21 protein-coding genes are annotated in these 24,839 nt (G+C 69.7%); 13 read left to right on the forward strand and 8 right to left on the reverse strand.

What is annotated here, in order from left to right:
• Positions 1-105: 105 nt before the first annotated feature.
• On the reverse strand, positions 106-1,332 hold the full coding sequence (fdhA, locus tag ABT004_RS29185) for a formaldehyde dehydrogenase, glutathione-independent (RefSeq protein ID WP_351342640.1): 1,227 nt from the start codon (positions 1,330-1,332) through the stop codon (positions 106-108).
• 206 nt (positions 1,333-1,538) lie between these two features.
• Between fdhA and ABT004_RS29190 the strand changes: the two genes are divergently transcribed.
• A complete protein-coding gene (locus tag ABT004_RS29190; RefSeq protein ID WP_351342642.1) occupies positions 1,539-1,913 on the forward strand; it encodes a cupin domain-containing protein in 375 nt (124 codons plus the stop codon).
• Positions 1,914-1,937: 24 nt separating this feature from the next.
• Here ABT004_RS29190 and ABT004_RS29195 read toward each other — a convergent pair whose 3' ends face one another.
• The 3 genes from ABT004_RS29195 to ABT004_RS29205 all read right to left on the reverse strand — a co-directional run bounded on the left by ABT004_RS29195 (position 1,938) and on the right by ABT004_RS29205 (position 4,794).
• Positions 1,938-3,266, reverse strand: a complete 1,329-nt coding sequence (locus ABT004_RS29195; RefSeq protein WP_451189505.1) for an MFS transporter — start codon at positions 3,264-3,266, stop codon at positions 1,938-1,940.
• A gap of 62 nt (positions 3,267-3,328) precedes the next feature.
• Entirely contained in the window at positions 3,329-3,901 is a 573-nt protein-coding gene (locus tag ABT004_RS29200) for a methylated-DNA--[protein]-cysteine S-methyltransferase (protein WP_351342644.1), read from the reverse strand.
• 41 nt (positions 3,902-3,942) lie between these two features.
• Positions 3,943-4,794: a glycerophosphodiester phosphodiesterase gene (locus ABT004_RS29205; protein ID WP_351342646.1), complete on the reverse strand. Its 852-nt coding sequence runs from the start codon at positions 4,792-4,794 to the stop codon at positions 3,943-3,945.
• A gap of 293 nt (positions 4,795-5,087) precedes the next feature.
• Here ABT004_RS29205 and ABT004_RS29210 point away from each other — a divergent pair, with 293 nt between their 5' ends.
• The 7 genes from ABT004_RS29210 (at position 5,088) to aroQ (ending at position 12,286) form a co-directional block, all read left to right on the forward strand.
• Positions 5,088-5,939, forward strand: a complete 852-nt coding sequence (locus tag ABT004_RS29210) for an MHYT domain-containing protein (protein ID WP_351342648.1) — start codon at positions 5,088-5,090, stop codon at positions 5,937-5,939.
• 74 nt (positions 5,940-6,013) lie between these two features.
• Positions 6,014-8,155: an excinuclease ABC subunit UvrB gene (gene uvrB / locus ABT004_RS29215; protein WP_351342649.1), complete on the forward strand. Its 2,142-nt coding sequence runs from the start codon at positions 6,014-6,016 to the stop codon at positions 8,153-8,155.
• A gap of 150 nt (positions 8,156-8,305) precedes the next feature.
• Positions 8,306-8,884, forward strand: coding sequence for a TerD family protein (locus ABT004_RS29220; RefSeq protein WP_351342651.1), 579 nt, complete (start codon positions 8,306-8,308; stop codon positions 8,882-8,884).
• Positions 8,885-9,153: 269 nt separating this feature from the next.
• Positions 9,154-10,143, forward strand: coding sequence for a TerC family protein (locus ABT004_RS29225; protein ID WP_351342652.1), 990 nt, complete (start codon positions 9,154-9,156; stop codon positions 10,141-10,143).
• A 129-nt stretch (positions 10,144-10,272) separates the two neighbouring features.
• On the forward strand, positions 10,273-10,575 hold the full coding sequence (locus tag ABT004_RS29230) for a hypothetical protein (RefSeq protein WP_351342654.1): 303 nt from the start codon (positions 10,273-10,275) through the stop codon (positions 10,573-10,575).
• Between the two features lie 52 nt (positions 10,576-10,627).
• Positions 10,628-11,728 (forward strand): calcium:cation antiporter, encoded by a 1,101-nt coding sequence (locus ABT004_RS29235; protein ID WP_351342656.1) that lies wholly within the window; start codon positions 10,628-10,630, stop codon positions 11,726-11,728.
• An 84-nt stretch (positions 11,729-11,812) separates the two neighbouring features.
• Positions 11,813-12,286 carry a type II 3-dehydroquinate dehydratase gene (gene aroQ / locus ABT004_RS29240; protein WP_351342658.1) on the forward strand — a complete coding sequence of 158 codons (474 nt, stop codon included), beginning with the start codon at positions 11,813-11,815 and terminating at the stop codon, positions 12,284-12,286.
• Positions 12,287-12,334: 48 nt separating this feature from the next.
• Here aroQ and ABT004_RS29245 read toward each other — a convergent pair whose 3' ends face one another.
• Together ABT004_RS29245 and ABT004_RS29250 are read right to left on the reverse strand one after the other, a co-directional pair.
• Positions 12,335-12,991 carry an MBL fold metallo-hydrolase gene (locus tag ABT004_RS29245; RefSeq protein ID WP_351342659.1) on the reverse strand — a complete coding sequence of 219 codons (657 nt, stop codon included), beginning with the start codon at positions 12,989-12,991 and terminating at the stop codon, positions 12,335-12,337.
• Between the two features lie 9 nt (positions 12,992-13,000).
• Entirely contained in the window at positions 13,001-13,732 is a 732-nt protein-coding gene (locus tag ABT004_RS29250) for a maleylpyruvate isomerase family mycothiol-dependent enzyme (protein WP_351342660.1), read from the reverse strand.
• A 298-nt stretch (positions 13,733-14,030) separates the two neighbouring features.
• On the opposite strand from ABT004_RS29250, the gene uvrA reads away from it, so the two are divergent.
• Positions 14,031-17,105, forward strand: a complete 3,075-nt coding sequence (uvrA, locus tag ABT004_RS29255) for an excinuclease ABC subunit UvrA (RefSeq protein WP_351342661.1) — start codon at positions 14,031-14,033, stop codon at positions 17,103-17,105.
• Between the two features lie 119 nt (positions 17,106-17,224).
• On the opposite strand, the gene ABT004_RS29260 is transcribed toward uvrA, so the two are convergent.
• Positions 17,225-18,151: a carbohydrate kinase family protein gene (locus tag ABT004_RS29260; RefSeq protein WP_351342663.1), complete on the reverse strand. Its 927-nt coding sequence runs from the start codon at positions 18,149-18,151 to the stop codon at positions 17,225-17,227.
• Between the two features lie 212 nt (positions 18,152-18,363).
• Positions 18,364-19,314 carry a hypothetical protein gene (locus tag ABT004_RS29265; RefSeq protein ID WP_351342665.1) on the reverse strand — a complete coding sequence of 317 codons (951 nt, stop codon included), beginning with the start codon at positions 19,312-19,314 and terminating at the stop codon, positions 18,364-18,366.
• A 195-nt stretch (positions 19,315-19,509) separates the two neighbouring features.
• Here ABT004_RS29265 and uvrC point away from each other — a divergent pair, with 195 nt between their 5' ends.
• From uvrC to whiA, 4 genes are read left to right on the forward strand one after another with little or no spacing between them, the layout of a single operon-like run.
• A complete protein-coding gene (gene uvrC / locus ABT004_RS29270; protein WP_351342667.1) occupies positions 19,510-21,588 on the forward strand; it encodes an excinuclease ABC subunit UvrC in 2,079 nt (692 codons plus the stop codon).
• Positions 21,585-22,688, forward strand: coding sequence for an RNase adapter RapZ (gene rapZ, locus ABT004_RS29275; protein WP_351342669.1), 1,104 nt, complete (start codon positions 21,585-21,587; stop codon positions 22,686-22,688). The genes uvrC and rapZ overlap by 4 nt, the downstream gene beginning before the upstream one ends.
• A complete protein-coding gene (locus tag ABT004_RS29280) occupies positions 22,685-23,722 on the forward strand; it encodes a gluconeogenesis factor YvcK family protein (protein WP_351342671.1) in 1,038 nt (345 codons plus the stop codon). Before rapZ ends, ABT004_RS29280 begins: the two co-directional genes overlap by 4 nt.
• Positions 23,713-24,738, forward strand: coding sequence for a DNA-binding protein WhiA (whiA, locus tag ABT004_RS29285; protein WP_351342673.1), 1,026 nt, complete (start codon positions 23,713-23,715; stop codon positions 24,736-24,738). Before ABT004_RS29280 ends, whiA begins: the two co-directional genes overlap by 10 nt.
• The last annotated feature ends 101 nt before the right edge of the window (positions 24,739-24,839 follow it).

The raw sequence follows: 24,839 nt of genomic DNA on the forward strand, positions 1-24,839 counted from the left end.
AACACCCTTAACCAGACACTATTTCCCTACACTACGATCTTCCGATCTTTTATTTGCCCCAGCCGACCGGATGGTGGCTCCACGCACGCGTGGAGCCACCATCCCTCAGACCGCTCGGGCGCCGTTCAACGCACCGTGCGGGTCGAGGACGTACTTGCGGCTCGCGCCCTGGTCGAACTCCGCGTAGCCGCGTGGCGCGTCCTCAATGCCGATCACGGTCGCGTTGACGGCCTTCGCGATGTGCACACGCCCGTGCAGGATCGCCATCATCAGGCCCCGGTGGTACTTCATCACCGGGCACTGGCCGGTCGTCAACGTGTGGCTCTTCGCCCAGCCCAGACCGAGCCGCACCTTCAGCGTTCCGGTGCGCGCGTCCTGGTCGACGCCGCCCGGGTCATCGGTGACGTACAGGCCGGGGATGCCGAGCGCGCCACCGGCCGTCGTGAGCCCCATCAGGGAGTTGAGGACGGTGGCCGGCGCCTCGGGTGCGTCCGGTCCGTGCGCGCGGGCCTCGAAGCCGACCGCGTCCACGGCCGCGTCCACCTCGGGGACTCCGAGGATCTCGGCGACCTGCTCCTCCACGGTGCCGCGCGTGAGGTCGACCGTCTCGCAGCCGAAACTCCTTGCCTGCGCGAGCCGTTCGGCGTTCATGTCTCCGACGATCACCACGGCCGCGCCCAGCAGATGCGCCGATGCCGCCGCCGCGAGCCCGACGGGCCCGGCCCCGGCCACGTACACCGTCGAGCCGACCTGCGTGCCCGCCGTCACCGCGCCGTGGAAGCCGGTCGGGAAGATGTCGGAGAGCATGGTCAGGTCGAGGAGCTTCTCGCGCGCCTGGTCGGCGTCGGGGAAGCGCAGCGCGTTGAAGTCCGCGTAGGGGATCATCGCGTACTCGGCCTGGCCGCCGACCCAGCCGCCCATGTCGACATAGCCGTAAGCCGCCCCGGGCCGCGCCGGGTTGACGTTCAGGCAGATGCCGGTCTTGCGCTCCTTGCAGTTGCGGCAGCGCCCGCAGGCGATGTTGAACGGCACGGAGACGATGTCCCCGACGTCCAGGAACTCGACGTCCGGGCCCTTCTCCACGATCTCACCGGTGATCTCGTGGCCCAGGACGAGGCCCTCGGGTGCCGTGGTGCGGCCGCGCACCATGTGCTGGTCGCTGCCGCAGATGTTGGTGGCGAGCACCTTGAGGATCACACCGTGCCGACAGGTCCTGCCCACGTTCTGCGGGGCCACTCCGGGCCCGTCCTTCAGCTCCAGCGTCGGGTGCTCGATGGTCCTGACCTCCACCGTGCCCGGCTTGAGATATGCGACTGCCCTGTTTCCGCTCATGCCTGATCGCCGTCCCTTCGGCTCCGTGACTCGCTCTGCGGGATGCTCCGGCTGTGCGCACAGCGGAGTCTGCTACCGAAACGGCGTTCTGAGGAGTCTTCCGGGCAGAGTTGTTGAAGCCTCGACGAGCCGTCCAGTCGGCGGGGCCCGTACGGCACAGGCCGTCCAGTGAGAGGAGAGGCGCAGGTCATCTACCGTGACTGGCCATGACCACGAACGATCGACCCGCAACCGCCCTGGGCTCCTTCGCCGTCCGCGTCCCGGACGTGGACCTCGAACCCGAGCCCCTCGACCCCGCACAGATCGTCTCCGGCGCCCCCGAAGTGACCGGCAAGGTGCTGTGGGAGTCGGCCGACGGCAAGCAGGTGCGCGGCATCTGGCAGATCACGCCCGGTGTGGTCACCGACACCGAGGCGAACGAGCTGTTCGTGGTCGTCAGCGGCCGCGCCACCGTCACGGTCGAGGGCGGCGACACGCTGGAACTCGGACCGGGCACGGCCGCCGTGCTGCGCGAGGGCGACCGCACGACGTGGACCGTGCACGAGACCCTGCGCAAGGCGTACCACATCACCCTGTGCTGAGCTGCGTACGAACAGCCGCTCCCGCTACGGGTGTTGGGCGCGCCGCGTGAACAGTGCCAGCGCCCCGAGCGGGAGCAGCAGGCACGCCGCGGCCAGGTTCAGCCACGCGTAGCTCGCCGTCGCCATCACGAGGCCCGCCGCCGCTCCGCCGATACCCGCCGCCAGGCTCATCGTCAGGTCGGAGAGGCCCTGCGCGGCGGCCCGCGCGGCCTGCGGCACGGAGTCGGTGAGCAGCGCTGAGCCCGCGACGAGCCCGGCCGACCAGCCGAGCCCGAGGAGGAACAGCGCCGCCGCGCTCTGCCCGTGGTTCCCGCCCGCGGTCCCGGCGAGCAGCGCCGCGCATGCGAGCAGCCCCACCGAGAGACCGATCACCGTGAGCCTTCCGAACTTGTCGGCGAGACGTCCCATCACCGGCGAGAACGCGTACATGCCGGCGATGTGCCCGCTGATCACGAGCCCGATCAACTCGATGCCCGCGCCGTGGTGTTCGAGGTCCACCGGTGTCATCGACATGACGGACACCATCGCCGTGTGCGACACCGCCACCGTCACCAGCGCGAGCCGGGCGCGCGGGGAGGCGGACACGGCCGCGAACCCCGCCCGGATGGAGCGCGCGGCGGGCGACCGGTCCTCGGCGGGAGCCAGGGACCGCGCGGTCAACAGCGGGTCGGGGCGCAGCGTCACGTGCACCACGACCGCCGATATCAGGAACACTCCGGCCGCCCACACGAACGGCCCCGCCTCCGCCGGTATGCCGAGCCCGGAGACGCTGCGGCCCGCGGGCGCCGCGATGTTCGGCCCGAGGACGGCGCCGATAGTGGTGGCCCACACGACCGTCGAGATGGCGCGGGCCCGCCGATCGGGTGCTGCCAGGTCGGCGGCCGCGTACCGGGCCTGGAGGTTGGCGGAGGACGCCGCGCCGAAGCCCATCAGCCCGATGAGCAGCAGCGGGAACGTGCCGATCACCGCGGCGACGACCGTGACCACGGCCCCCACCGTGCCGATCAGATAGGCCAGTACGAGGCCGGCCCGCCGGCCACGCGCGTTCATCAGCGCGGCCAACGGCACCGAGAGCACCGCGGTCCCCGCGACGCTCGCCGTGGACGCGAGGCCGGAGAGCGCCTCGTCCCCGCTGACCTTCTTGGCGAGCACGGCGGCCAGCGCGATCCCGGTCGCGGTCCCGAGCCCGCCCAGTATCTGCGACGCGACAAGCACCCGCTGCGTCCGTCGCTGCAGCGCCTCCGTCCCCGGCGTCCCCGGCTCGACGTCCGCGGTCCGCCCGACCGAGTCGGCGCGCCCGTCCTCCGGGGGCCCGTCCTCCGGTCGCTGCAGTTGCTCCTCACCCGTGCTCAACGCACACCCCCGCCCCGATCTCCCCTGCGGACTCCACGCATCCGCCCCGCCCCAGGACCGTCTCAGAACAACGGCTCGGGCAACACCCCTTCCAGCGCGAGCAACTTCCGCTTCGTCTCCAGTCCGCCCCCGAAGCCGCCGATCCCGCCGTCGCGCTCAACGACCCGGTGGCACGGCACCACGACCGGCAGCGGATTCGCCCCCATCGCCAGGCCCACGGCCTGCGCGGCTCCCGGTTGCCCGACCCGATGTGCCAGATCCCCGTACCCGACGACCGCCCCGAACGGCACCCCGGCGAACAGCTCGCGCAGCACCTCCCGGTTGAACCCGGTGATCAGTGACCAGTCGAGCGGCACCTCGAACTCGCGCCGACGCCCGGCGAAGTACTCCGTGAACTGCCGTATCGCCTCGGCGAGCAGGGGCGATCCGGGCGCCTCGACGGGCTCGGCCCCGAGCCGGGAGCCGAGCCCGTCGAGTGCCTTGTCCCGCACCGGGTCGGTGGCGTGGAAGACCACGTTCACCAGACCGGTGTCCGTCGCGGCCAGCAGCAGTGGGCCGATATCGCTGCGCACGACGGCCCACACGGCCTGCCGCGGCGCGGCGGAACCGGTCTCGTTTGCTCCAGTGGCGTTCATGCCGACCACGGTACGGCCGGGCACTGACAACGCCGGGCGGGTCAGCCGCCGAGGGCCGCCCGCACCACGTCAGGAGCGTTGCTGATGATCCCGTCGACGCCGAAGCCGGCCACCTGCTGAGCGGTCTGCGCGTCGTTGACGGTCCACGAGTAGGTCTCGAGCGGCTTGCCGTGCGGGCCCTTGAGCGCGTGCACCGCCTTGACGTAGTCCGCCGAGATCGTCGTGTGCGAGGGATTGATCTGGTCGGCGAACTTCGCGTAGGTGGGCAGCTCGGACACGGCGGGTGTGCCGAGGAAGCCCGTCTTGATGTCCGGGCGCCGCGCATGCACGGTCCGGATGCTGTCCGCGTTGAAGCTCTGGATGATCAGCCGGTGCTTGACGTCCGAGGGGCCCAGCCAGCCGTCCTTGCGCAGCTGGCGCAGGATCTGGCTTTCGATGCCCGGGTACAGCTCGGGCGACTTGATCTCCATGAGCAGCTTCTGGTGGTTGCGGTCGACGCGCCGCAGGTACTCGTGGAGCGTCGGGATCCGGGCGCCCGTGTACTCGGCGCCCTTCCAGCTGCCCGCGTCCAGCTTGGCGATCTCGCCGGAGGTGAAGTCCGCCACGTTCCACGGGGAGCGGTCGGGATAGACCTGCTCGACGTTGGTGGTGCGGGCCAGCGTGGTGTCGTGCAGGACGACCAGGGCGCCGTCCTTGGTGCGCTGCACATCGTTCTCGACCCAGGTGAACCCCAGGACGTGCGCCCTGTCGATGGCTGCCAGGGTGTTCTCGGGTGCGTACGCGGAGGCACCGCGGTGGGCGACGACCGCGGTTCTGTTGTGTGAGGGGGCGGCTTGTGCGGTGGTGGGCAGGACCAGGACACCGATGACGACGGAGCCCGCCACTGAGGTCATAGCGGCTGCTGCGCGTGCGTACACGTGTGCTCCTCATACGTCGTGGGATCACGGACTGTACGAGATTGACAGCTGAGAGCGAACGAAAAGTAGGCGCAGGATGGTCACGAGTTGAATGGAGTCACTCAACTGCGGTCGACCCCCGTGTCGGGGGTCCGGCTTCTTTGCCGGAAAATCGTTCGGACGTTCCCTTGTGCGCTTTAATTTCTGCCTCACCGCGGTCGCTCCGGCCGCCGCGCGCGAAGGGACGAGCTGCACATCTCACGGAAAACCAGGCGGAAGGGCTGCCGCGCATGCAGGGTTCGGTCGACGGCTTCAGTTACGGGCTCGTCACCCCGGTGGTGGCATATCTCATGGCCTGCCTCGGCGGCGCCCTGGGACTGCGCTGCACCACCAGATCCCTGCTCGTCGCCCATACCTGGCGGGTGGGATGGCTCGCGCTGGGCTCCGCGGCGATCGGCTCCGGGATCTGGACCATGCACTTCATCGCGATGATGGGCTTCAGCGTGGAGGACATGCCGATCCGCTACGACCCGCTGACGACGTTCGCGAGTCTCGGTGTGGCCATCCTCATGGTCGGCATCGGCGTCTTCATCGTCGGCTACAAGGGTGCGACCGGTACCGCTCTGTTCACCGGGGGCACCATCACGGGCCTCGGAGTGGCGTCCATGCACTACCTCGGAATGGCCGGAATGCGTCTTCACGGGACGATCAGTTACAGCATGTTCACCGTGGTCGCCTCCGCGGTCATCGCCATGGCGGCGGCGACCGTCGCCCTGTGGGCAGCCGTACAGGTACGGGGCATTCTGTGGAGCATCGGCGCGAGCCTGGTCATGGGGCTCGCCGTCTCGGGCATGCACTACATGGCGATGGCGGGGGTCAGCGTCCACGCGCACACCGATACCGCCGGTGCCCTCGGAGGGGACTCGGTCGGCACCATCCTCGGGCCCATGCTGATCGGCCCGCTGAGCTTCCTGCTGCTGGCCGGAGTGGTCGTCGTGTTCGACCCGATGCTGGTCACGGGCCGCCCCGACTGGCGTGACAGCCGAGCGGCACAGGACCGGCTCGGGACCCCCGTGCCGACCGTCCGGCGGCTGCGCCGCCCCCTGCGCCGACCGGCTTCGCGCACACCGCAGGACTGGTGACCCGGAGCCGCTGAAGGCCGGGCCCGACGGTGGTTCGGGCCCGGTTGTCAGTGGTGGGTCGTACGGTGGATTCCATGCGGCCCGTATCCAAGATCGAACGCACGGTGGCACCTTTCGAGGTCGTCAGTCCGTACCAGCCCAGCGGTGACCAGCCCGCGGCCATCGCCGAGCTGGAGAAGCGCGTGACGGGAGGCGAGAAGGACGTCGTCCTGCTCGGCGCGACCGGCACCGGCAAGTCCGCCACCACAGCGTGGATGATCGAGAAGCTCCAGCGCCCCACGCTCGTGATGGCGCCGAACAAGACGCTTGCCGCCCAGCTGGCCAACGAGTTCCGCGAACTGCTGCCGAACAATGCGGTGGAGTACTTCGTCTCGTACTACGACTACTACCAACCCGAGGCGTACGTTCCGCAGTCGGACACGTACATCGAGAAGGACTCCTCGGTCAACGAGGAGGTGGAGCGCCTGCGCCACTCCGCGACGAACTCGCTGCTGACCCGCAGGGACGTCGTCGTGGTCGCCTCCGTCTCCTGTATCTACGGTCTCGGTACTCCGCAGGAGTACGTGGACCGCATGGTCCCCCTGAAGGTCGGGGACGAGATCGACCGGGACGACATGCTGCGCCGCTTCGTGGACATCCAGTACACGCGCAACGACGTGGCGTTCCAGCGCGGCACCTTCCGGGTGCGCGGCGACACCATCGAGATCTTCCCCGTCTACGAGGAGCTCGCGGTCCGCATCGAGATGTTCGGCGACGAGATCGAGTCGCTCTCCACCCTCCACCCCCTCACCGGCGAGGTCATCAGCGAGGACGACTCGCTGTACATCTTCCCGGCGACCCACTACGTGGCAGGCCCCGAGCGCCTGGAGCGCGCGTCCAACGACATCGAGAAGGAGCTGGAGGGGCGCCTCGCCGAGCTCGAGAAGCAGGGCAAGATGCTCGAGGCCCAGCGCCTTCGCATGCGGACCACGTACGACCTCGAGATGCTCCGCCAGATCGGCTCCTGCTCCGGTGTGGAGAACTACTCGATGCACTTCGACGGCCGTGAGCCCGGCTCCCCGCCGAACACGCTGCTCGACTACTTCCCGGACGACTTCCTGCTGGTGATCGACGAGTCGCACGTCACCGTGCCGCAGATCGGCGCCATGTACGAGGGCGACGCCTCCCGCAAGCGCACCCTCGTGGACCACGGCTTCCGCCTGCCGTCCGCGCTCGACAACCGCCCCCTGAAGTGGGAGGAGTTCCAGGAGCGCATCGGCCAGACCGTCTATCTGTCGGCGACCCCCGGCAATTACGAGCTCGCGCGCGGGGACGGCCACGTCGAGCAGATCATTCGCCCCACCGGTCTCATCGACCCCGAAGTCGTCGTGAAGCCCACCGAGGGCCAGATCGACGACCTGGTGCACGAGATCCGTACGCGCACGGAGAAGGACGAGCGCGTCCTGGTCACCACGCTCACCAAGAAGATGGCCGAGGACCTCACGGACTACTTCATCGAGCTCGGCATCCAGGTGCGCTACCTGCACAGCGACGTCGACACGCTGCGCCGCGTCGAGCTGCTGCGCGAGCTGCGCGCGGGCGAGTTCGACGTGCTGGTCGGCATCAACCTGCTGCGAGAGGGGCTCGACCTCCCCGAGGTCTCCCTGGTGGCGATCCTGGACGCCGACAAGGAGGGCTTCCTGCGCTCCGGCACGTCGCTGATCCAGACCATCGGCCGCGCGGCGCGAAACGTCTCGGGGCAGGTCCACATGTACGCCGACAGGATCACTCCGGCGATGGCGAAGGCCATTGACGAGACCAACCGCCGCCGGGAGAAGCAGGTCGCGTACAACGAGGCGAACGGGATCGACCCCCAGCCCCTCCGCAAGAAGATCAACGACATCGTAGCGTCCATCGCGCGCGAGGACGTCGACACGGAGGCGCTGCTCGGCACCGGGTACCGCAAGGGCGGCAAGGACGGAAAGGGTGCCAAGGCCCCCGTCCCCTCGGGTGGCAAGGCGGACAAGGCGCCGGCCAAGAAGAAGCGCGGCAAGGCGGACGAGACGGTTCCCACCGACCGTCCCGCGGCCGAGCTGTCCCAGGAGATCGAGGAGCTGACCGAGCGGATGCGGGCCGCCGCCGGGGATCTCCAGTTCGAGGTCGCGGCGCGGCTGCGCGACGAGGTGTCGGAGATGAAGAAGGAACTGCGCCAGATGAAGGAGGCAGGCATCGCCTGACCTGCCCCGTGGGGCGGGGTGGTGAGGGCGTGTCGCAGGACCGCCACAACCCCCGTCCGCGGTGGCGGCGTTGTCAGTACCGCCCTCTAGAGTTTGGGCCAACCGCGCACATGGCGCGGCAACAGGGGACGGTTCGAGAGGGGACAACGCGTGGGCATCGACTTGACCAAGGGCCAGGCCATCAGCCTGGAGAAGCAGGGCGGGGGCACCCTCACGTCCGTACGGATGGGACTCGGCTGGCAGGCGGCCCCTCGGCGCGGCCTGTTCGGCACCCGCACGCGGGAGATCGACCTCGACGCGTCGGCGGTCCTCTTCGCCGACAAGAAGCCCGTCGACGTGGTCTTCTTCCGCCACCTCGTCAGCGACGACGGCTCGGTGCGGCACACCGGGGACAACCTGGTCGGCGGCGCGGGACAGGGCGGCGACGACGAGTCGATCGTCGTCGACCTGCAGAACGTCCCGGCCCATGTCGACCAGATCGTCTTCACGGTCAACTCCTTCACGGGACAGACCTTCCAGGAGGTGCAGAACGCGTTCTGCCGCCTGGTCGACGAGACGAACGGTCAGGAGCTCGCCCGCTACACGCTCGACGGCGGCGGGAAGTATACGGCGCAGATCATGGCGAAGGTGCACCGTGCCGGCGCCGGCTGGCAGATGACGGCCCTGGGCGCGGCGACCAACGGGCGCACGTTCCAGGACCTGATGCCCGCGATCCGGCCCAGCCTGTAGCAGTGACGAAAGCCCCTCGGAGGAGGGGCCTCTGACCTGCGGACTTGGTTACTATTTTACCTTTACCTTTACCTTTCATGGGTGTTTCGAGTACGCTCCTTGACGCGGAGGGGAGTACTCCAACGCGGCGTTCCCGTCAATACGGACGACAGGCCCGAAAGCCTTCGATCCCGGGGCGCCGGCTCGGGCCGCGCTCAGGCGCTCGGGTGGAAGAGACCTCCGGCAGCGACGACGCTGATCAGTAGCCGTACGACGCCGGAGGCGCAGTAGTGGACGTATCAATGACTGTGTGGGTGCTGACCGTTCTCGGTCTGTGTGCCCTGGTAGCGGTCGACTTCTTCATCGGGCGAAAGCCCCACGACGTATCGATCAAGGAAGCGGGCATCTGGACGGTCGTCTGGATCGTGCTCGCCGCGCTGTTCGGCGTGGGCCTCGTGCTCTGGGGCAGCGGCCAGGCCGGCGGCGAGTTCTTCGCGGGCTTCATCACCGAGAAGTCGCTCAGTGTGGACAACCTCTTCGTCTTCATCCTGATCATGGCGAAGTTCTCGGTCCCCACCCAGCTGCAGCAGCGCGTGCTGCTCTTCGGTGTGCTCATCGCGCTCGTGCTGCGGGCGATCTTCATCGCGGCGGGCGCCGCGGTCATCGCCAACTTCTCGTGGGTCTTCTACATCTTCGGCGCGTTCCTCATCTACACCGCGTGGAAGCTCATCAAGGAGGCCATGACCGACGAGGAGGACGAGGAGTTCGAGGAGAACCGCGTCCTTAAGTCGATCGAAAAGAAGTTCGGCGTCGCGGACCAGTACCACGGCACCAAGCTGTTCATCCAGCAGCACGGCAAGAAGGTCATGACGCCGCTTTTGGTCGTCATGCTCGCCATCGGCATGACCGACGTGCTGTTCGCCATGGACTCGATCCCGGCGATCTTCGGCTTGACCCAGGACCCGTACGTCGTCTTCACGGCGAACGCGTTCGCGCTGATGGGTCTGCGCCAGCTGTACTTCCTCATCGGCGGCCTGCTCAAGAAGCTGGTGCACCTCAGCTACGGCCTGTCGGTGATCCTCGCCTTCATCGGCGTGAAGCTGGTCCTGCACGCGCTGCACGAGTCCGGAGTGCACGTACCGGAGATCTCCATCCCGGTCTCCCTCTCCGTCATCTGCGGCGTCCTGATCATCACGACGATCACCAGCCTCCTCGCCTCGAAGAAGCAGGCCGAGAAGGACGCGGCCGAAGCGGCTCAGAAGGACAGCATCGAGGCCTGACGGCGTCGGGCGTAGGAATTACCAGCACCGGGAGTGGCGCGCGGCCGATTGCCGCGGGCCCCTCCCGGTGCTTCTTTGTGCCCTGAGCGCGTCCCGCGGGGGCGTGAGGGCACGACGGGGGAGGACCCCATGAAGTTCATCCAGATCATCGACTTCGAGTCCCAGCGATTCGGCGAGATGCGGGAGCTGCTCGAGGCCTTCGAGCAGCGGATGCAGGGCACTGAGGGCGGCCCCACGCACCGGATGATGCTCAAGGACCGGGACACCACGGGCCGCTATCTCGCGGTCATCGAGTTCGAGTCCTACGAGGACGCGATGCGCAGCAACGAACACCCCGAGGTGGCCGAACTCAACCGGCAGCTCTCGGCCCTGTGCACCCGTCCGCCGGCCTTCACCAACTTCGACCTCAAGGACGTGCGCGAACTCAAGTGACGTACGCGCGCGTGAAGTCGCGACCCCACCCGGTCACGGGCACCATCGATGAATGATCACCAGAGTGCGGGCGCTGAGTACGCAGTGGACCGTGGTGGTGCCACTGATCGCGATCGTGCTGCTCGCGTTCACCTGGGGGCGCGGGCTGCCGGGTGCCGTGGTCGCCGTCGTCGCGGTGGTCCTCGCGGCCTCCGTACTCGCGGCCGTGCACCACGCGGAAGTCGTCGCCCACCGGGTCGGTGAACCCTTCGGTTCGCTGGTGCTCGCCGTGGCCGTGACGATCATCGAGGTCGCGCTGATCGTCACCTTGATGGCCGACGGCGGGGCCAAGAGTTCCACGCTCGCCCGCGACACCGTGTTCGCCGCCGTCATGATCACCTGCAACGGCATCGTCGGTGTCAGCCTGCTCGCTGCCGCGCTGCGGCACCGCGTGGCGATCTTCCAGTCCGAGGGCACCGGGGGAGCGCTCGCCACCGTGGCCACGCTCGCGACGCTCTGCCTGGTCCTGCCGACCTTCACCACCAGCAAGCTCGGCCCCGAGTTCTCCACCTCCCAGCTGGTCTTCTCGGCCGTCTCCGCGCTTGTCCTGTACGGGCTCTTCGTCGCGACGCAGACCGTGCGCCACCGCGACTACTTCCTGCCGATCACCAAGCACGGCGAGGTGATCGACGCCGACGACCACGCGGACGTGCCGAACACCAGGACCGCCCTGTTCAGCCTCGGCCTTCTCGCGCTCGCCCTGGTCGCCGTCGTCGGACTCACCAAGGGCGTCTCGAAGACGATCGAGCGGGGCGTGGAGGCGGCCGGCATGCCGCAGGCGGTCGTCGGCGTGATCATCGCGCTGCTCGTGCTGCTGCCCGAGACCATCGCGGCGCTCCGGGCGGCGCGCAGGGACCGGGTGCAGACCAGCCTCAACCTCGCGCTCGGCTCGTCCATGGCCAGTATCGGCCTCACGGTGCCGGCCGTCGCCATCGCCTCGATCTGGCTGACCGGGCCGCTCGTCCTCGGGCTCGGCGCCACGCACATGGTGCTGCTCGCGCTGACCATGGTGGTCGCGACGCTCACCATCGTTCCGGGCCGTGCCACGCCGCTGCAGGGCGGCGTCCATCTGGTGATCCTCGCCGCGTACATCGAGCTCGCCGTCACGCCCTGACCGGCCTGTACCCACCGCCCTTCGGGCGGTAGTGGCGCCGTGATAGACCCTCAAGGAGCAAACGCTCTTCTACGGAGGTCCCTCGTGCCGCGCACGCTCGCCAACGCCCCGATCATGGTTCTCAACGGCCCGAACCTGAACCTGCTCGGCAAGCGCCAGCCGGAGATCTACGGGCGCGACACCCTCGCCGACGTCGAGGCCCTGTGCGTGAAGGCGGCTGCCGCGCACGGCGCCACCGTGGACTTCCGGCAGTCCAACCACGAGGGCGAGCTCGTCGACTGGATCCATGAGGCGCGCGAGAACCACGTGGGCGTCGTCATCAACCCCGCCGCCTACTCGCACACGTCCGTGGCGATCCTGGACGCGCTCAACACCTGCGACGGCATGCCGGTGGTGGAGGTCCACATCTCCAACATCCACCAGCGCGAGGAGTTCCGGCACCACTCCTACGTATCGCTGCGCGCCGACGGCGTGATCGCCGGATGCGGCGTGCAGGGATACGCGTTCGGGGTGCAGCGAGTGGCGGCGCTCGCCGCGCCGGGGGCGGCGCAGGCGTAGCACGCGGCCTTTTACAGGGCGGGCCGAGGCGAAAAGCCCGCCTACAGGTCACCAGCCCCGCTCGCGCCACTCCTGGATGTGGGGACGTTCGGTGCCCAGCGTCGTGTCGTTGCCGTGTCCCGGGTAGACCCACGTCTCGTCCGGCAGCGTGCCGAAGATCTTCGTCTCCACGTCGTCGACGAGGCTCGCGAAGGCCTCGGGGTCCTTCCACGTGTTGCCCACGCCGCCCGGGAACAGGCAGTCGCCGGTGAAGACGTGCGGGTGGCCGTGCGGGTCGTCGTAGACCAGGGCGATCGAGCCGGGCGTATGGCCGACGAGGTGGCGGGCCGTGAGCGTGATCCGGCCGAACTCGATGGTGTCCCCGTCGTCGACGGCTACGTCGGTCGCCACCGGGATCCCCTCGACGTCCTCGCGTCCCGCGTACGTGCGCGCGCGGGTCGCCTCGACGACCTCCTGGAGGGCCTGCCAGTGGTCGCCGTGCCGGTGCGTGGTGACGACGGCCGCGATGCCGTCCGCGCCGATGAGGTTGCGCAGCGTCTCCGGCTCGTTCGCCGCGTCGATCAGGAGCTGCTGATCGGTTGCGCGGCAGCGCAACAAGTAGGCGTTGTTGTCCATCGGCCCGACCGCGACCTTGGAGATCATCAGGTCCTGCAGCTCGTGCACATCCGCCGGGCCGCCGACCTTCACCGCTCCGTTGTACGTCATGGATTCAGCCTATAGCGGGGGCAGGGACGGCAGGGAGCCCCGGTCGACGGTGAGGGCGCTGCCGTCCCTGCGGCCCGCGAGCCAGCCCAGAAGGTCCGCCTGGTGGCCCTTGATGACGATCCCGAGCTCGGGGTCCGGGCTCGCGCCCGACTTGATCTCCTCCAGGGAGAACTTCTGTACGGCTCCCGTGGAGATCATCCGGCCGTCGTCCTGCTTGATCAGCAGCGGCGGCAGGCCGGGGTGATCGCGGAACCGCTTCGTGAGGAAGTTGATCTCCCGCTGGGTGAACTCGGCGGAGAGGTCCTCCAGCTCATAGCCGATCCCGAGGTCCACGTGGTGCATTTCGACCTCGGTCCAGCGCCGGAACGGCAGGTTCGAGGCGAGATCCTTCACACCGTTGCGCAGCACCACCGTGCGGGTCCAGTCGGTGTCCTCGGCCCCCAGGCGCCGGAAGCGCTCGGCGCTGTCCTGTACGTCGCCGAGCTGCTCGCGCAGTCCGCGCGGGGCGTCCCGTTCGATGTCGGCGTCTCGGGACCGGGCACTCTCGTACATGGGGCGGCCCTCGAGGACGTTGCCGAGCGCGTCCGCATTGCGGGCCAGGTGGGCGAGAACGTGCCCGCGGGTCCACCCCGGGAGCCGTGACGGCTCGGTCACGGCGGCGTTGTCCAGGGTGCCGACCGCGGCGAGCAGCCGGTCGGTCGCTTCGCGTACTGAGGCCAGGTCGCGCACATGATCACTCATGGCGCCGACGATAGCCCCGCCACACGTTCGGGTGAAGGTGGCCTACGGAGGCCTATGATCCGCATGAATCGAATGTACGTGCTATATGGTCGAGGGCGACGTCGGGCATGCTTGGTGGTCCGGGTTTGTTACCAACCAGGGAATCCGACCGGCGTTGTCAGTGGCTCCCTCTAGTCTTCGAAGGACAGCCTTCTCAGGGCCGCTCCGCCTCGATCGCGGCGTGAGCGCTCTCGAGAGTCAGACCGCGAGAGACGGGGGCCCGCCCCTGTCACTTATCTCCAGAAAGGTGCGGACCGGCGTGGCCGACCGTCTCATCGTCCGTGGCGCGCGCGAGCACAATCTTCGGAATGTCTCGCTCGACCTCCCGCGCGACTCCCTCATCGTCTTCACCGGTCTGTCCGGCTCCGGTAAGTCCTCCCTCGCGTTCGACACGATCTTCGCCGAGGGCCAGCGCCGGTACGTCGAGTCGCTGTCGTCGTACGCCCGCCAGTTCCTCGGCCAGATGGACAAGCCGGACGTCGACTTCATCGAGGGCCTCTCCCCGGCCGTCTCGATCGACCAGAAGTCCACGTCGCGCAACCCGCGCTCCACGGTCGGCACCATCACCGAGGTCTACGACTACCTGCGCCTGCTCTTCGCGCGCGTCGGCAAGCCGCACTGCCCCCAGTGCGGCCGGCCCATCGCCCGCCAGTCGCCGCAGGCCATCGTCGACAAGGTCCTGGAGCTGCCCGAGGGCAGCCGCTTCCAGGTCCTGTCGCCGCTCGTGCGCGAGCGCAAGGGCGAGTTCGTCGACCTCTTCAGCGACCTCCAGACCAAGGGCTACTCCCGCGCGCGTGTGGACGGGCAGACGATCCAGCTGTCCGAGCCGCCGACGCTGAAGAAGCAGGAGAAGCACACGATCGAGGTGGTCGTCGACCGCCTCACTGTGAAGAGCTCCGCCAAGCGCCGCCTGACCGACTCCGTGGAGACCGCGCTCGGCCTCTCCGGAGGCATGGTCGTGCTCGACTTCGTCGACCTCCCCGAGGACGACCCGGAGCGCGAGCGCATGTACTCGGAGCACCTGTACTGCACGTACGACGACCTGTCCTTCGAAGAGCTGGAGCCGCGCTCCTTCTCCTTCAACTCGCCCTTCGGCGCCTGCCCCGACTGCACCGGCATCGGCACGCGCATGGAGGTCGACCCCGAGCTGATCGTTCCCGACGAGGAGAAGTCGCTCGACGAGGGCGCCATCCACCCGTGGTCGCACGGGCACACGAAGGACTACTTCGGCCGCCTCATCGGCGCCCTCGCCGACGCGCTCGGATTCCGTACGGACATCCCCTTCGCCGGCCTTCCGCAGCGCGCCAAGAAGGCGCTCCTGAACGGCCACAAGACGCAGATCGAGGTCCGCTACCGCAACCGGTACGGGCGCGAGCGCCGCTACACGACGCCGTTCGAGGGCGCCGTCCCGTTCGTGAAGCGCCGCCACAGCGAGGCCGAGTCGGACACGAGCCGTGAGCGCTTCGAGGGCTACATGCGCGAGGTGCCCTGCCCGACCTGTGAGGGCACGCGACTGAAGCCGCTGATCCTGGCCGTCACGGTCATGGGGAAGTCGATCGCCGAGGTCTCGGCCATGTCGATCAGCGACTGCGCCGACTTCCTGAGCGAGATGAAGCTGAACGCGCGCGACAAGAAGATCGCCGAGCGCGTCCTGAAGGAGGTCAACGAGCGGCTGCGCTTCCTGGTCGACGTGGGCCTCGACTACCTGTCGCTCAACCGCGCGGCGGGCACCCTCTCCGGCGGCGAGGCCCAGCGCATCCGGCTCGCCACGCAGATCGGCTCCGGCCTCGTCGGCGTCCTGTACGTGCTCGACGAGCCGTCCATCGGCCTGCACCAGCGCGACAACCACCGGCTCATCGAGACGCTCGTCCGGCTCCGCGACATGGGCAACACGCTCATCGTGGTCGAGCACGACGAGGACACCATCAAGGTCGCCGACTGGATCGTCGACATCGGCCCCGGCGCGGGCGAGCACGGCGGCAAGGTCGTGCACAGCGGTCCGTTGAAGGGACTGCTGGAGAACCCCGAGTCGATGACCGGCCAGTACCTGGCGGGCAAGAAGGCCATCGAGATGCCGGACATCCGCCGGCCCGTGGACCCGGGACGCCGCCTCACCGTGCACGGCGCCAAGGAGAACAACCTCCGCGACATCGACGTGTCCTTCCCGCTGGGCGTCCTCACCGCCGTCACCGGAGTCTCCGGATCCGGCAAGTCGACGCTGGTGAACGACATCCTGTACACGCACCTGGCAAGGGAGTTGAACGGGGCGCGGTCCGTCCCCGGCCGCCACACGCGCGTGGACGGCGACGACCTAGTCGACAAGGTCGTGCACGTCGACCAGTCGCCCATCGGCCGCACGCCGCGGTCGAACCCGGCGACGTACACCGGAGTCTTCGACAACGTCCGCAAGCTGTTCGCCGAGACGACCGAGGCGAAGGTGCGCGGCTATCTGCCGGGCCGCTTCTCCTTCAACGTCAAGGGCGGCCGCTGCGAGAACTGCTCCGGTGACGGCACGATCAAGATCGAGATGAACTTCCTGCCGGACGTGTACGTCCCGTGCGAGGTCTGCCACGGCGCGCGCTACAACCGGGAGACGCTGGAGGTCCACTACAAGGGCAAGTCCATCTCCGAGGTCCTGGACATGCCGATCGAGGAGGCGCACAGCTTCTTCGAGGCCGTCCCGGCGATCGCCCGCCACCTCAAGACGCTCAACGACGTGGGCCTCGGCTACGTCCGGCTCGGGCAGCCCGCGCCGACGCTCTCCGGTGGTGAGGCGCAGCGTGTGAAGCTCGCCAGCGAGCTGCAGAAGCGTTCCACGGGCCGCACGGTGTACGTGCTCGACGAGCCGACGACCGGTCTGCACTTCGAGGACATCAGCAAGCTCATCACGGTGCTCTCGGGCCTCGTCGACAAGGGCAACACGGTCATCGTCATCGAGCACAACCTCGACGTCATCAAGACCGCCGACTGGGTCGTCGACATGGGCCCCGAGGGGGGTAACGGCGGAGGTCTCGTCGTCGCGGAGGGCACCCCGGAGGAGGTCGCGGCGATCCCGACGAGCCACACCGGAAAGTTCCTGCGTGACGTCCTCGGCGCCGACCGGGTCAGCGACGCGGCCGTGCCGGCCGCGCGTCCCCGTAAGGCGGCGAAGAAGACCGTGGCGGCGACGAAGGCCCCGGCCAAGAAGACGGCCGCGGCGAAGGCGACCGCCACCAAGACGGCCGCGGCGAAGGCGACCGCCACCAAGGCGACCGCCAAGACGGCCGCGAAGAAGCCCACAGCCAAGAAGGCGACCAAGGCGACCAAGGCGACCGGGAAGGCCCGTAAGGCCTGACACAGGTCTGTCCGTCCCGCCGACGGACGAGCGACGGCGCCCCGTGGGGAACTCCCCGCGGGGCGCCGCACGTTCAGATCCGGCCGACCCTCACGAGCCGCCCCTCACGAGGCCGTCCCTCACCACGCGACGCCCGCCAGCTCGGCGGCGTACGGCGGCTCCGCGCCCGCCCGTGAGCAGGTGACCGCCGCCGCCCGCGCGGCGAACCGCAGCAGCCGGGACCAGTCGTCGCCGCCGAGCGCGGCGATGGCGGCGGGGGAGAGGGCGTCCTGGCGCGAAAGCCCGTGCAGCAGCGCGGCGTTGACGGTGTCACCGGCGCCGATCGTGTCCACGACGTCGACCCGCTCACCCGGTATCGCGTACTCGCCCCCGTCCCGTGTGAGTACGGTGAGCCCGTCCCCGCCGCGCGTGATCACCACGGCGGCCGGTCCCGCGGCCAGCCACTCCTGAGGTGTGCCGCCCAGCCATTCGGCGTCGTCCTCGGAGAGCTTCAGCAGCGTCGTCGACGCCAGCCAGTTCTTGAAACGGGCCCGGTAGGCGTCCGCGTCGGGGATCAGTCCTGCCCGGATGTTCGGGTCGAGCGCCGTGCACACGCCCTGCGCGGCTGCCGAGCGCATCACGTCCTCGTACGCGGTGGCGCCCGGTTCGAGCGCCAGCGAGCAGGTGCCGAACGACATCGCGCGCGTGCCGGCGGGCAGCGCCTCGGGCACCGCGAAGAGCCGGTCGGCCGTCCCCTCCACGTAGAACGAGTACCCGGCGGAGCCGTCGGCGCCGATCGAGGCCACGGCGAGCGTCGTCGGCTCGTCGCCCCGCTGCACCGGGGACACATCCACTCCGGCCGACCGCAGGCCGCCGAGCAGGGCCTCCCCGAAGGCGTCCCGCGACACCCGGGAGCAGAACGCCACGGACGAGCCGAGGCGGCCGAGCGCCACCGCCGTGTTGTACGGGCCGCCACCGAGCCGCGGCGCGAGGGCGGGCAGCTCGCCGTCGGTGGGCACGCCCTGGGGGACGAGGTCGATCAGTGCCTCTCCGGCGACGACAATCACGGTGTTTCCTTTCGAGCGGGCAAGCGGACGAGCACCGGCAAGCGAGCGAACCCGGGCAAGCGACCGAGCACGGGCAGGCGACCGCCCGGTCGGACCTGCGATCACCACACGCCGACGCTAGAGCCTCCCACCGAGCACGGCACCCGCCTCACCCGAACCGGGCACGCCCGCCGTGCACCCGGGCACGTACGCCCTGGATCCGGGCAGGGGGTTCACTCCCAGTCCCACCCGATGCCCATCAGCCCCGCCCGCACCTGCGGCTCCACCATGTGCACCGACCGGTGCGTGTCGCTCAGCGCGAGTTCGTGGCGGCCGTCGCGCGGGCCCGCGGCCGACCGCTGCGCGAAGCGGTGGCAGCGCACGGGCAGCGCCTCGTCCGCGAACCGGACCTGGAGCGCGTACTGCCCTCCGGCGAAGCCGAATCCGCGGACGTACTCGGAGGCCGGACCGGCCGTCCCGTCCTCGAAGCCGTAGTGGAACAGATGCGTGTCACCGGCCCGGAGCCGCGCGTCGAACAGCAGCTCCGCGACCAGGACGCCCGCCCCGTCGTCCCATCGCACCCGCCCCGTACGGCAGTTCTCCGTGGCGTAGACCGCCACATCCGCCGGGGAACATCCCGGATCGCCATGGTGGATGGCCACATAACGGTCCACGCCGTCGTGGTGCGCCCGCACGATCTGCTGCGAATCCCTGCCGAGGAGCTGCCGGCGCGCGCCGATCCGCACCCGCTCGTGGTGCCCGATGGTGTGCACCCCGCCGTCCAGCGGGGACTCCAGCTCCGCGAGCAGCCGCTCGACGGCCCCGGACACCTCGATGAGCGACCGGTACGAGCGGGCCGCGGAGCGCTTGGGCACGGCCGTTCCGGGCACCGGGCCGAGCAGCCGGATCAGTGATTCCTCGGGCAGTTCGAGGATCTCCTCCAGGGCGCGCACGGCGCGCATCGACTCTGGGCGCTGCGGCCGCCGTGCGCCGTGCTGCCAGTAACTCAGGCTGGTGACGCCGATGGTGACGCCCCGGCGGGCCAGGTGGTGGCGCACTCGGTGCAGGGGCAGCTGCCGGGCGGCGATCGCGGCCCGCAGGGCGCTGTGGAACGGCCCTGAGCGCAGCACCGCCTCCAGGTTCGGCCCCCGGGCCGTTGATGTCCGTCGTCCGTCGAGCCGCATTCCACCGCCTCAAGTCACCCGGCATTGAAGCGTGTTGGCCCGCGCCCGACAAGCCTCGACACTCACCACACGCAACGCCACCGGCCGACCACGCACAGGTGTCGGACGCCGCGGGCGGCCGCGTACCCCCGAGAGCGCGGCGCCACCCACGCAGCGCACCCCGAACTGTCACACACCGCCAGTAGGGTGTCTGACATGGCCGACCCCTCCAGCTACCGCCCCAAGCCGGGACAGATCCCCGACTCCCCAGGGGTGTACAGGTTCCGCGACGAGCACCGCCGGGTGATCTACGTCGGGAAGGCGAAGAGCCTGCGCCAGCGCCTGGCGAGCTACTTCCAGGACCTGGCGAACCTGCACCCCCGTACGCGCACGATGGTCACCACGGCCGCGTCCGTGGAGTGGACGGTGGTGTCCACGGAGGTCGAGGCGCTGCAGCTGGAGTACTCCTGGATCAAGGAGTACGACCCCCGGTTCAACGTCAAGTACCGCGACGACAAGAGCTACCCGTACCTCGCGGTGACGATGAACGAGGAGTTCCCGCGGGTCCAGGTGATGCGCGGCCAGAAGAAGAAGGGCGTGCGCTACTTCGGTCCGTACGGGCACGCGTGGGCGATCCGCGACACCGTGGACCTGCTCCTGCGCGTCTTCCCTGTACGCACGTGCTCCAAGGGCGTGTTCAACAACGCGGAGCGCACGGGCCGGCCCTGTCTGCTCGGCTACATCGGCAAGTGCTCGGCTCCCTGCGTGAGCCGCGTCACGCCCGAGGAGCACCGCGAACTGGCCGACGAGTTCTGCGACTTCATGGCGGGGCGTACCGGGACGTACATCCGGCGCCTGGAGAAGGACATGGCCGCGGCGGCCGACGAGATGGAGTACGAGCGGGCGGCCCGCCTGCGTGACGACGTCGAGGCGCTCAAGAAGGCCATGGAGAAGAGCGCGGTCGTCCTCACCGACGCCACCGACGCCGACCTCGTCGCCCTGGCGGAGGACGAGCTGGAGGCGGCCGTCCAGATCTTCCACGTGCGCGGCGGACGCGTGCGCGGCCAGCGCGGCTGGGTCACCGACAAGGTCGAGGCGGTCACCAGCGGCGACCTCGTCGAGCACGCGCTGCAGCAGCTCTACGGGGAGGAGACCGGGGACGCCGTCCCCAAGGAGGTCCTCGTCCCCGCGCTGCCCGAGCCCCTGGAGCCCGTCCAGGCCTGGCTCACCGAGCGCCGCGGGTCGAACGTGTCGTTGCGCATCCCGCAGCGCGGCGACAAGAAGGCGCTCATGGAGACGGTCTACAGGAACGCGCAGCAGGGCCTCGTCCTGCACAAGACGAAGCGCGCCTCCGACCTCACCACGCGCTCGCGCGCGCTGGAGGAGATCGCCGCGGCCCTCGACCTGGACAGCGCTCCGCTGCGCATCGAGTGCTACGACATCTCGCACCTCCAGGGCGACGACGTCGTGGCCTCCATGGTCGTCTTCGAGGACGGCCTGGCCCGCAAGAGCGAGTACCGGCGCTTCCAGATCAAGGGCTTCGAGGGACAGGACGACGTCCGTTCCATGCACGAGGTCATCACTCGGCGCTTCAAGCGCTACCTCTCCGCCCAGGAGAAGTCGGCCGACTGGTCCGACGAGGAGCCGGACGCGGGCGAGGAACCGGTGGTCGAGGAGTCGCGCCTCACAGAGGACGACGGCCGGCCCAAGAGGTTCGCCTACCCGCCGCAGCTCGTCGTGGTCGACGGCGGGCAGCCGCAGGTCGCGGCGGCCAAGCGGGCCCTGGACGAGCTCGGCATCGACGACATCGCGGTGTGCGGCCTCGCCAAGCGTCTCGAAGAGGTCTGGGTGCCGGACGAGGAGGACCCGGTGGTCCTTCCCCGCACCAGCGAGGGGCTCTACCTGCTCCAGCGCGTGCGGGACGAGGCGCACCGCTTCGCGATCGCCTACCAGCGCACCAAGCGGGCCAAGCGCTTCAGGTCGGGCCCGCTGGACGACGTGCAGGGCCTCGGGGACTCGCGCAAGCAGGCACTGCTCAAGCACTTCGGGTCGGTGAAGCGGCTGCGGGCCGCCACCATCGACCAGATCTGCGAGGTCCCCGGCATAGGCCGCAAGACGGCCGAGGCCATCGTGCTGGCCTTCGCCAAGGCCGCGCCCGCCGCGCCCGCGGTGAACACGGCCACCGGAGAGATCATCGAATACGAAGACGAAGCGACCGGCACGACGGACGTGCCGGCCGGCGGGGACCCGGTCAGCGCGGGCGCCCCGGAGGAACAACGGGGGCATGAGTCATGAGCGAGCAGGACCACGAGAGCAGCGACACCAGCGGCATGCCACAGGGCCCCGCACCACAGGAACAGCCGCAACCACAGCACGGAGCACAAGTGAGCACGGGCACCGGATCAGGGACAGGACCAGGCACGGAACAACCAGGCACGGGCGAAGAGACGGGCACAGGCGAAGGCACAGGCGCGGACCTGGACACCGCGGCGGGAGCCGGCAAGACCGCCGATGCGCCGGGCGTCCCCGACACCGCCATCCCCGAGCTCGTGATCATCTCCGGGATGTCGGGCGCCGGCCGCTCCACCGCGGCGAAGTGCCTGGAGGACCTCGGCTGGTTCGTCGTCGACAACCTGCCGCCCGCGCTGATCCCCACCATGGTGGAGCTCGGCGCCCGCTCGCAGGGCAACGTGGCGCGGATCGCGGTCGTCGTCGACGTACGGGGACGGCGCTTCTTCGACAACCTCCGGCAGTCCCTCGCGGACCTGGAGGCCAAGCACGTCACGCGCCGCATCGTCTTCCTGGAGTCCTCCGACGAGGCCCTGGTGCGCCGCTTCGAGTCCGTACGCCGCCCGCACCCCCTCCAGGGCGACGGCCGGATCGTCGACGGCATCGACGCCGAGCGCGAACTGCTGCGCGAGCTGCGCGGCGACGCGGACCTGGTCATCGACACCTCCAGCCTCAACGTCCACGAACTGCGCGCCAAGATGGACGCCCAGTTCGCCGGCGACGAGGAGCCCGAGCTGCGGGCCACCGTCATGTCGTTCGGCTTCAAGTACGGCCTGCCGGTCGACGCCGACCTCGTGGTCGACATGCGCTTCCTGCCGAACCCGCACTGGGTCCCCGAGCTGCGCCCCTTCACCGGCCTGAACGAGGAGGTGTCGAACTACGTCTTCTCGCAGCCCAGCGCCAAGGAGTTCCTCGACCGCTACACCGAGCTGCTCCAGCTGATCGCCGCCGGCTACCGCCGTGAGGGCAAGCGCTACGTGACGATCGCCGTCGGCTGTACGGGCGGCAAGCACCGCTCCGTCGCGACGTCGGAGAAGCTCGCCGCCCGCCTCGCCGCGCAGGGCGTCGAGACCGTGATCGTCCACCGTGACATGGGACGGGAATGACGGGACGTACCCTGCGGCTCACCAGCAGGATCCGCCGCAGAACCTCGCCGGTGAAGCCGGGCAGGGGCACCACACCCAAGGTCGTCGCCCTCGGCGGCGGCATGGGTCTGTCGGCATCCCTGGCCGCGCTGCGCCGCATCACGAACAACCTCACGGCCGTCGTCACGGTCGCCGACGACGGGGGCTCCAGCGGCCGCCTGCGCGACGAGCTGGGCGTGCTGCCGCCCGGTGACCTGCGCAAGGCCCTCGCGGCCCTGTGCGGGGACGACGACTGGGGCCAGACCTGGGCCCGCGTCATCCAGCACCGCTTCCAGTCCAAGGGCGAGCTGCACGAGCACGCGGTCGGCAATCTGCTGATCGTCGCCCTGTGGGAGCAGCTCGGCGATCATGTGCAGGCCCTGGACCTGGTCGGCAAGCTGCTCGGCGCGCAGGGGCGGGTGCTGCCCATGTCCGCCGTCCCGCTGGAGCTCCAGGCCCTGGTGAAGGGACACGATCCGACACGCCCGGACGACATCGAGACCGTGCGCGGTCAGGCGACGGTCGCGCTCACCCGCGGTGAGGTCCAGTCCGTCCACGTGGTGCCGCGCGATCCGCCGGCCGTTCCCGAGGCGGTCGCCGCGGTGCTCGACGCGGACTGGGTGGTGCTGGGCCCGGGCTCCTGGTTCTCCTCCGTGATTCCGCATCTGCTGGTCCCGGAGCTGCTCGACGCACTGGTCGAGACGAAGGCCCGAAAGGTCCTCTCGCTGAACCTCGCGCCGCAACCCGGAGAAACTGAGGGGTTCTCCCCGCAGCGTCATTTGGAAGTTTTGGGACGACACGCACCTAAACTCACGTTGGACGTGGTGCTGGCCGACGAGGCCGCCGTGCCCGATCGCGAGTCCCTGACCGAAACCGCCCATGAGCGTTTCGGTGCCGCGGTCGAGCTGGCGCCGGTGGCCAGGCCCGACGGCACTCCGAGGCACGACCCGGAGCTGTTGGCCGCCGCGTACGACCGTATTTTTCGGATGCATGGAAGGATCGGCCCATGGCGATGACGGCAGCGGTGAAGGACGAGATCTCCCGGCTCCCCGTCACCCGGACCTGCTGCAGGAAGGCCGAGGTCTCGGCCATTCTGCGGTTTGCGGGCGGCCTTCACCTGGTGAGCGGCCGCATCGTGATCGAGGCGGAGCTGGACACCGCGATGGCCGCACGGCGGCTCAAGCGGGACATTCTCGAGATCTTCGGGCACAGCTCGGAGCTGATCGTGATGGCGCCCGGCGGGCTGCGCCGCGGCTCGCGGTTCGTTGTACGAGTGGTGGCGGGCGGCGACCAGCTGGCCCGCCAGACGGGCCTGGTGGACGGCCGCGGCCGGCCGATCCGGGGCCTGCCGCCGCAGGTGGTCTCGGGGGCCACCTGCGACGCCGAGGCGGCCTGGCGCGGCGCGTTCCTGGCGCACGGCTCGCTCACCGAGCCGGGGCGCTCCAGCTCGCTCGAGGTGACGTGCCCGGGCCCCGAGGCGGCGCTCGCCCTGGTCGGCGCCGCCCGCAGGCTGCAGATCGCGAGCAAGGCCCGTGAGGTGCGCGGCGTGGACCGCGTGGTGGTGCGCGACGGCGACGCGATCGGCGCCCTGCTCACCCGTATGGGGGCGCACGAGTCGGTGCTCGCCTGGGAGGAGCGGCGGATGCGCCGCGAGGTGCGCGCCACCGCGAACCGCCTCGCGAACTTCGACGACGCGAACCTGCGCCGCTCGGCCCGCGCCGCGGTCGCGGCCGGCGCCCGGGTGCAGCGCGCCCTGGAGATCCTCGCCGACGACGTGCCCGAGCACCTCGCCGCCGCGGGCCGCCTGCGCATGGACCACAAGCAGGCCTCCCTGGAGGAGCTGGGCGCGCTCGCCGACCCGCCGCTGACCAAGGACGCCGTCGCGGGCCGCATCCGCCGCCTGCTGGCCATGGCGGACAAGCGGGCCCAGGACCTCGGCATCCCCAGCACGGAGTCCAACCTCACGGAGGACATGGCGGAGGAGCTGACGGAGGAGATGGCGGAGAGCCTCGCGCAGAACCTGGCGGGCTGACCCGCAGCACCTTTTCGACGAGCCGGTGGCGGGGGGGGGGCGGGGGGGCGCCCCCCCCCCGGGAGAAAAGTGTTATAGGGGGGGGTGTGGGCCCAGAGGAT

It is taken from the genome of Streptomyces sp. NPDC002790, assembly GCF_040295505.1.
GTDB lineage: Bacteria > Actinomycetota > Actinomycetes > Streptomycetales > Streptomycetaceae > Streptomyces.

Bases quoted from the DNA above. Each gene is read 5' to 3' on its own strand.
- uvrB (WP_351342649.1), top strand. From the start codon at position 6,014: ATGCGGCCCGTATCCAAGATCGAACGCACGGTGGCACCTTTCGAGGTC.
- ABT004_RS29205 (WP_351342646.1), bottom strand. From the start codon at position 4,794: ATGACCTCAGTGGCGGGCTCCGTCGTCATCGGTGTCCTGGTCCTGCCC.
- uvrC (WP_351342667.1), top strand. From the start codon at position 19,510: ATGGCCGACCCCTCCAGCTACCGCCCCAAGCCGGGACAGATCCCCGAC.
- ABT004_RS29235 (WP_351342656.1), top strand. From the start codon at position 10,628: ATGATCACCAGAGTGCGGGCGCTGAGTACGCAGTGGACCGTGGTGGTG.
- fdhA (WP_351342640.1), bottom strand. From the start codon at position 1,332: ATGAGCGGAAACAGGGCAGTCGCATATCTCAAGCCGGGCACGGTGGAG.
- rapZ (WP_351342669.1), top strand. From the start codon at position 21,585: ATGAGCGAGCAGGACCACGAGAGCAGCGACACCAGCGGCATGCCACAG.
- ABT004_RS29250 (WP_351342660.1), bottom strand. From the start codon at position 13,732: ATGAGTGATCATGTGCGCGACCTGGCCTCAGTACGCGAAGCGACCGAC.
- ABT004_RS29210 (WP_351342648.1), top strand. From the start codon at position 5,088: ATGCAGGGTTCGGTCGACGGCTTCAGTTACGGGCTCGTCACCCCGGTG.
- ABT004_RS29245 (WP_351342659.1), bottom strand. From the start codon at position 12,991: ATGACGTACAACGGAGCGGTGAAGGTCGGCGGCCCGGCGGATGTGCAC.
- whiA (WP_351342673.1), top strand. From the start codon at position 23,713: ATGGCGATGACGGCAGCGGTGAAGGACGAGATCTCCCGGCTCCCCGTC.
- ABT004_RS29200 (WP_351342644.1), bottom strand. From the start codon at position 3,901: ATGAACGCCACTGGAGCAAACGAGACCGGTTCCGCCGCGCCGCGGCAG.
- ABT004_RS29265 (WP_351342665.1), bottom strand. From the start codon at position 19,314: ATGCGGCTCGACGGACGACGGACATCAACGGCCCGGGGGCCGAACCTG.
- ABT004_RS29230 (WP_351342654.1), top strand. From the start codon at position 10,273: ATGAAGTTCATCCAGATCATCGACTTCGAGTCCCAGCGATTCGGCGAG.
- ABT004_RS29190 (WP_351342642.1), top strand. From the start codon at position 1,539: ATGACCACGAACGATCGACCCGCAACCGCCCTGGGCTCCTTCGCCGTC.
- ABT004_RS29280 (WP_351342671.1), top strand. From the start codon at position 22,685: ATGACGGGACGTACCCTGCGGCTCACCAGCAGGATCCGCCGCAGAACC.